The organism is Mycobacterium sp. (genome assembly GCF_040398885.1).
Lineage (GTDB): Bacteria > Actinomycetota > Actinomycetes > Mycobacteriales > Mycobacteriaceae > Mycobacterium.
The window spans coordinates 1-6456 of record NZ_JBBATF010000168.1; the positions used below are offsets into that span (position 1 = coordinate 1).

Consider the following 6456-nt stretch of genomic DNA (forward strand, 5'->3'; position numbering starts at 1 on the left):
CTATGTGCGTCCGCTGCTGGCCATCTCCGCCGAACGGGTGCGCTCCGGGCGTGACCCGCTGTTCCAGTCCCACATGTGGGACGGCTCTGCGGTGCCGATCGACGAGAACCTCGCGATCGCCCGGGAACTGCTCAAGCACGCCGCCGCGGCCAGGATCATCCTCGAGGTGGAGATAGGGGTGGTGGGCGGTGAGGAGGACGGGGTCGAGGCCGAGATCAACGAGAAGCTCTACACCTCGTCCGAAGACTTCGAGAAGACGGTCGACGCCCTCGGCGCCGGGGAGATGGGCCGTTATCTCCTGGCGGCGACCTTCGGCAACGTGCACGGCGTGTACAAGCCGGGAAACGTCAAGCTCAAGCCGGAGATCCTGGCCGAGGGTCAGCGGGTGGCCGCGAACAAGTTGGGCCTGGCCGAGGGTGCAGCGCCGTTCGATTTCGTCTTCCACGGTGGATCCGGGTCGCTGAAGTCGGAGATCGAGGACTCGCTGCGCTACGGGGTGGTGAAGATGAACGTCGACACCGACACCCAGTACGCCTTCACCCGCCCCGTCGCCGGTCACATGTTCGCCAACTACGACGGCGTGCTCAAGGTCGACGGGGAGGTGGGCAACAAGAAGGTCTACGACCCCCGGTCCTACATGAAGTTGGCCGAGGCCGGGATGGCGGCCCGGGTGGTCGAGGCGTGCAACGACCTGCGCAGCTCCGGCCGCAGCGTGTCCGCCGGCTGATCGGGCCCGCGGCCCGCGCCGCGGGGGCCGGCCTCACGACGACTGGCAGATTTTCCAACGGTTGTCACGCAACTGCAGGTCGAAGCTGCGGATGGACTTGGTGGCCGGGTCGAACGCCATGTAGGAGGTGACGTTGGCCTCGGCGTGCTCGCCGTTGACCACGACCTCGTCGATGCTGGCGACCACCGGATACTGCTTGGCCGCCGAGACCCGTGCGTAGGTGTCGGCCCACGCCTTGTCGTCGTAGCGGGCGTAGGTCTGCTGGGTCTGTCCGCATGTCACGTCCCGCAGAGTCGGGAGGTCACCGGTGCGAACCGCCGAATCGAACGTCTCGATGGTGGTGCGCACCGCGTTCTCCCGGGCGGCCTGGGCGGCCTGGGCGCGTTTGACCAGCACCAGGCCGACGATCGCCGCCGATGCCAGTGCCGCCAGCAGTAACAGGATCGGGATCAGCCAACTCGGGCGTTGCGTCGAACTCGGCGAATCGGTTTGCCGGGTCGCCGCGCGCGGCCGCGGACCGGAGTCGAAGGCCTGTGTGGTCGCAGCCGCCGGATCTGTCCCGTCATCCGGAATCCGATCGATGATCTGTGTCGACCCGGCATCGAAACCCGGTGCGGTGTAACGCCTTTCGTCATCCATCGCCGCGGGTTGAACAGACGCGGCTGGAATTTCGATCACCTCGGTCACCGGATCGTGCTCCACCTCCGGTGATTCCGCCCGCGCCTCGGCGCGGCGGCGGCGCTCCTGATGGCTTCTGCCGGAGCCGGTCCCTGACGGGTTGGACATGACCTGCTGCAATCCCTCCTGATGCCGATATCCCACGACCCTAGCGGGTCGGTCCGCCTCCGGCCCGCCGGCAGCTCCGGCGCGGTGTTGGCCGTGACCGCCGTCCGCCTGCACAATGGCCCCCATGACTTCCTTCGGTGATCTCCTGGGCCCTCCGCCGGTGCTGCTTCCCGCTGACGGCGAGGCTCAAGCCGCACTGGACGCCGGCGAGACCCCCGCCGCCGTGGCGGCCGCCCATCCCGCCGCGTCGGTGGCCTGGGCCGAACTGGCCGAGGAGGCGTTGGCCGCCGACAGGGCGATCACCGCCTACGCCTACGCGCGCACCGGCTACCACCGCGGCCTGGACCGACTGCGGCGCAACGGCTGGAAGGGGTTCGGGCCGGTGCCCTACGCTCACGAACCCAACCGTGGCTTCCTGCGCTGTGTGGCCGCGCTGGCCCGGGCGGCCGACGCCATCGGGGAGACCCCCGAGTTCGAGCGTTGCCGCGATCTCCTGGACGACTGCGATCCGGCCGCGCGGGCCGAACTGGGCTTGTCCTGAAGCGCGCTCAGAGGTCGCTCTGCTCCGGGCAGTCCGGCGCCGACCCCGGCGGCTCCACCTGGACGGTGGCGTGGCCCAGACCCCGCTCCGCCAGTACCGCCCGGGCGTCCGCCAGGACGCGGCCCGACCGCCCGTCGGTGGACAGGTGTGCGGTGGCCATGTCCCGGCCCGGTACCAGGGTCCACACGTGCAGGTCGTGCACCTCGGTGACCCCTTCGACCGCCGCGAGCGCCGATCGAAGCTCATCGACGTCGATGTGCTTCGGCGAGGATTCCGACAGGATGCGCAGCGCCGCGCGGGCCAGAGCGATGGCCCGCGGCAGCACCCACAGCGCGACCAGCACGGCCACCACGGTGTCGGCGAAGGGCCAGCGCGTCGTGACGGTGACGATTCCGGCGATCAGAACCCCGACACTGCTGACGGCGTCGGCCACCACTTCCATGTAGGCACCCCGGACCGCCAGGCTGCCCTCGGACTGCGACCGAAGCAGAAGAACCACAACCACATTGGCGATCAGGCCGGCCAGGGCCACCAGGATCATCGGCCAGCCGGGAATCTCCGGCGCCCGCCCGAACCGCTCCCATGCCTCGTAGAGGATGAACGCCGCGATGCCGAGCAGGAGGACGGCATTCGCCACCGCGGTGAACACCTCGGCGCGGTGCCAGCCGTAGGTGCGGGCCGCCGACTTCGATCCCCGGCGGGCCAGCATGACCGCCGTCAGGCCCATGAACAGTGCCACCAGGTCCGTGAGCATGTGACCCGCGTCGGCCAGCAGGGCCAGTGAATTGATCGCCAGGGCGGTGACCAGCTCGACCAGGAAGAACACCGCGAGGATCCCGAAGGCGGCGAGCATCCGGCTCACCCGCCGATCCGCGCCGCCGTGGCTGTGTCCGGCTCCCATGAATTGGAATATATCGTCCGTGCGCGCGGGATCCGCCGCGGCGACTTTCGTCGTGCCGGGTTACAGCCAGGAAGACCAGAATCGGGTCAGCGCACTGCCGGCGCCGACCAGCCCCCGGTCCACTCCGGAGAGGTCGAAGAGCCAGAGAACCGCGGAGAAGAACCACTGGTTCAAGCCGGGGGCGATCAGGACCACCAGAAGGATCATGAAACCGAACTGCTTGGCCGGTTCCAGTGAGCGCTGGGTGGACGGGCTCAGATGCGGTTCCAGCGCGGCGTAGCCGTCCAGGCCCGGAATCGGCAGCAGGTTCAGTACCAGTGCGGTGATCTGCAGGAACCCCAGGAACGCCACCCCGGCCCAGAAAACGCTGTGTTGCGGGTTGTACAGGACCGCGGTGACGGCCAGCAGCAGCACCGCGCAGACCAGGTTGGCGAACGGACCGGCGAGGTTGACGATGGTGCGCTGGCGCGGCGTCATCATGGCGGTCCGCAGGTAGACCGCCCCACCGGGGAGCCCGATCCCGCCCAGCGCGATGAACAGCAGTGGCAGGCCCAGGGACAGCAGTGGGTGCGAGTACTTCAGCGGGTCCAGCGTCAGGTAGCCGCGGGCCGCGGCGTCCTGATCGCCGAAGCGCCACGCGGTGTAGGCGTGGCCGAACTCGTGCAGGCACAGCGATACCAGCCACCCGGCGATCACGAACAGGAACACCCCGACCCGGCCCATCGGGGTGGGGGACTGGGCGGCGGCCCAGGCCAGCGCGCCGCCGGCCGCGGTCAGGGCCACCAGCGCGAGGAAAGCCGGGCTGGGGCGCACCGATTGGTGCAACGGGCCGATGCTCACCGCACGAACCTACCTGGTCTCCGGGAGCTGCCCGGGTGTGCCGTCGGCCGTCACAAGGCGGCCGGCCGCCTCCGAACCGACCTCGACAGTGGAGTAGCCGAGCCCGATATAGCTCAGGACGACCAGGACCATGACCACCGCCAGCACGGTGTCGGCCACGGTGCTGCGCACCATCAGGCCGACGACCGCCCCGGAGATGATCAGGCATTGGAACAGCAGGTCCAGGTCGAAGCCCTGCTCACCGATGATGAAGTCGTGCAACAGGTTCACCGCCACCATCGCGATGAGCACCCCGAAGAAAATCGGGCGCACCCGCCCGAACGTCGCGGACCGGGACAGGTCCGAATCCCACCGGGCCTCCGGCAGCAGGAACGACATCACCAGGATGCCGGCGGGAACGGCCAGGAATGCCAGCAACTCCGGGATCGAGACCTCTTCGACGGTGTCGCGGTAGTACGTCACCGCGAGCCAGACCTGGACGACGAGCGTCAGCAGGAAAAGCTGCCACAGCATGGCGGGCAGGAACGGGCGCCGATCGGATTCCGGTGGGCAGGAGCGTAGCGACGGGGGGGTCGATTCCGGTGGGCAGGAGCGTAGCGACGGGGGGGTCGATCTAGCCCACTCCCGTACTCCGATCGCCAGTTCCTGCAGCACCTGCCCGAAGGACATGCCGAGGATGACGGTGTAGAACCACCACATCCGGCGATGATGGCACGCCTCCGCCGGCGCCGCCGGGTAGTCCGGTTTCGGCTCAGCCGACCCTAAGCCACCCGGTGGTGTGGCGGTAGAAGGTCGACCGCCTGACCGGCCGCCGGCCGTCCGTGCCCCTCGCCGGCCACCCCTCCACGCCGTCCCGGATCACCCGCGCGCCGGTCGTTCCGAGTTGGGCGGCCCGGCCGCTCACCCACCGCCGCCTCCTGCCATCCAGCACAGCGGCCCGCAGGCCGGGCAGCGTCGACGTCGGTTCGATCCGCACCCCGGCGACATCGCCGTCGAAGAGAACGATGTCGTCGACGACGCCCTCGCCGTGAATGGTCGCGGACCGTTCGGGCGGCAGCCACAGCGCCGAACCCACCAGGGCGGTGCCGGTGTCGTCGCGAATCAGCGGAACGCGCCGTGCCGACCCGCGCAGCGCCCGCCGCGCGGCACCGAAGCCCCGCACCGCGGCCACCTCGACATCCAGCAGGTCAGCGCGCATCAGTCGGGTGAGGACCGCGGCCAGCTCGGCATCGCCGCCCAGCACGATGACGCGCCTGACGCCGCGAACCGCGGCGTCGACGCCGGCCGGGTCGTCGATCCGCGCCGACGGCAGAGCGGCCAACGCCCGGGGCACGCGGCGGCCCCCGAAGGACAGCACGGCGATGTCGCCGGTCATCGGCTGTCCTCCTTTCGCTGTGGGTTATTCGATCCCGGGACCGGCGCTCCGATAGGGTGGACCACCGGCTGGACACATTAAGCCAGGAGCGGAGCGGGATCAGCCATGCCGGCAATAGTGCTCATCGGCGCCCAGTGGGGCGACGAGGGCAAGGGTAAGGCCACCGATCTTCTCGGTGGCCGTGTGCAGTGGGTGGTGCGCTACCAGGGCGGGAACAACGCCGGGCACACCGTGGTCCTGCCGACCGGGGAGAACTTCGCGCTGCACCTGATCCCGTCGGGCATCCTGACCCCCGGCGTCACCAACGTGATCGGCAACGGCGTCGTCGTCGACCCCGGCGTCCTGCTGACCGAGCTGCGCGGCCTCGAGGAGCGCGGGGTGGACACCTCCGGTCTGTTGATCTCCGCCGATGCGCACCTGCTGATGCCCTACCACGTGGCCATCGACAAAGTGACCGAGCGCTATCTGGGCAGTAAGAGGATCGGCACCACCGGCCGCGGCATCGGCCCGTGCTACCAGGACAAGATCGCCCGGATCGGAATCCGGGTGGCCGACGTCCGCGACCCCGATCTGCTGGCCGCCAAGGTCTCCGCGGCGCTGGACTTCAAGAACCAGGTTCTGGTCAAGATCTACAACCGCAAGGCGCTGGACCCGCGCGAGATCACCGACGCGCTGCTGGCCCAGACCGAGGGGTTCGCGCACCGGATCGCCGATACCCGGCTGCTGCTCAACACCGCGCTGGAGGCCGGCGAGACCGTACTGCTGGAGGGCTCCCAGGGCACCCTGCTCGACGTCGACCACGGCACCTACCCCTACGTCACCTCGTCCAACCCCACCGCCGGCGGCGCGGCGGTCGGCTCCGGCATCGGACCCACCCGCATCACCACCGTGCTCGGAATCCTGAAGGCTTACACCACCCGGGTCGGCTCGGGGCCGTTCCCCACCGAACTTTTCGACGAGAACGGCGCCTACCTGTCCAAGACCGGCGGCGAGGTCGGGGTGACCACCGGCCGGGCGCGTCGCTGCGGCTGGTTCGACGCCGTCATCGCCCGCTACGCCACCCGCGTCAACGGCATCACCGACTACTTCCTCACAAAGCTCGACGTGCTCTCCTCGCTGCAGACCGTTCCGGTGTGCGTCGGATACGCGATAGACGGCAAGCGCACCGACGACATGCCGATGACCCAGAGCGACATCGCCCGCGCGGTGCCGGTCTATGAGGAACTGCCCGGCTGGTGGGAGGACATCTCCGGGGCGCGGGAGTTCGACGACCTGCCGGCCAAGGC

Annotated in this window: 8 protein-coding genes; 3 read left to right on the forward strand and 5 right to left on the reverse strand. The window is 69.5% G+C overall.

Features of this window, described 5'->3' with window-relative positions:
• On the forward strand, positions 1-727 hold a 727-nt coding region (gene fbaA, locus ADBZ5U_RS13650; RefSeq protein WP_526811056.1), incomplete at its 5' end, for a class II fructose-bisphosphate aldolase.
• A gap of 33 nt (positions 728-760) precedes the next feature.
• On the opposite strand, the gene ADBZ5U_RS13655 is transcribed toward fbaA, so the two are convergent.
• On the reverse strand, positions 761-1513 hold the full coding sequence (locus ADBZ5U_RS13655; protein WP_526811058.1) for an Rv0361 family membrane protein: 753 nt from the start codon (positions 1511-1513) through the stop codon (positions 761-763).
• Positions 1514-1637: 124 nt separating this feature from the next.
• Between ADBZ5U_RS13655 and ADBZ5U_RS13660 the strand changes: the two genes are divergently transcribed.
• Positions 1638-2054 (forward strand): DUF3151 family protein, encoded by a 417-nt coding sequence (locus tag ADBZ5U_RS13660; protein ID WP_526811060.1) that lies wholly within the window; start codon positions 1638-1640, stop codon positions 2052-2054.
• 7 nt (positions 2055-2061) lie between these two features.
• On the opposite strand, the gene ADBZ5U_RS13665 is transcribed toward ADBZ5U_RS13660, so the two are convergent.
• From ADBZ5U_RS13665 to ADBZ5U_RS13680, 4 genes are read right to left on the reverse strand one after another with little or no spacing between them, the layout of a single operon-like run.
• On the reverse strand, positions 2062-2955 hold the full coding sequence (locus ADBZ5U_RS13665; protein WP_526811062.1) for a cation diffusion facilitator family transporter: 894 nt from the start codon (positions 2953-2955) through the stop codon (positions 2062-2064).
• 60 nt (positions 2956-3015) lie between these two features.
• Positions 3016-3795, reverse strand: a complete 780-nt coding sequence (locus ADBZ5U_RS13670; protein WP_526811064.1) for a site-2 protease family protein — start codon at positions 3793-3795, stop codon at positions 3016-3018.
• 9 nt (positions 3796-3804) lie between these two features.
• A complete protein-coding gene (locus tag ADBZ5U_RS13675; RefSeq protein WP_526811066.1) occupies positions 3805-4494 on the reverse strand; it encodes a hypothetical protein in 690 nt (229 codons plus the stop codon).
• Between the two features lie 52 nt (positions 4495-4546).
• On the reverse strand, positions 4547-5170 hold the full coding sequence (locus ADBZ5U_RS13680) for a peptidase M50 (protein WP_526811068.1): 624 nt from the start codon (positions 5168-5170) through the stop codon (positions 4547-4549).
• A gap of 105 nt (positions 5171-5275) precedes the next feature.
• On the opposite strand from ADBZ5U_RS13680, the gene ADBZ5U_RS13685 reads away from it, so the two are divergent.
• The coding region (locus ADBZ5U_RS13685) for an adenylosuccinate synthase (RefSeq protein WP_526811070.1) at positions 5276-6456 on the forward strand (1181 nt) is incomplete at its 3' end.

What these genes read in the sequence shown, in the direction of transcription:
- ADBZ5U_RS13660 (WP_526811060.1), top strand. Translation starts at nt 1,638, where the DNA reads ATGACTTCCTTCGGTGATCTCCTGGGCCCTCCGCCGGTGCTGCTTCCC.
- ADBZ5U_RS13675 (WP_526811066.1), bottom strand. Translation starts at nt 4,494, where the DNA reads ATGTGGTGGTTCTACACCGTCATCCTCGGCATGTCCTTCGGGCAGGTG.
- ADBZ5U_RS13665 (WP_526811062.1), bottom strand. Translation starts at nt 2,955, where the DNA reads ATGGGAGCCGGACACAGCCACGGCGGCGCGGATCGGCGGGTGAGCCGG.
- ADBZ5U_RS13680 (WP_526811068.1), bottom strand. Translation starts at nt 5,170, where the DNA reads ATGACCGGCGACATCGCCGTGCTGTCCTTCGGGGGCCGCCGCGTGCCC.
- ADBZ5U_RS13655 (WP_526811058.1), bottom strand. Translation starts at nt 1,513, where the DNA reads ATGTCCAACCCGTCAGGGACCGGCTCCGGCAGAAGCCATCAGGAGCGC.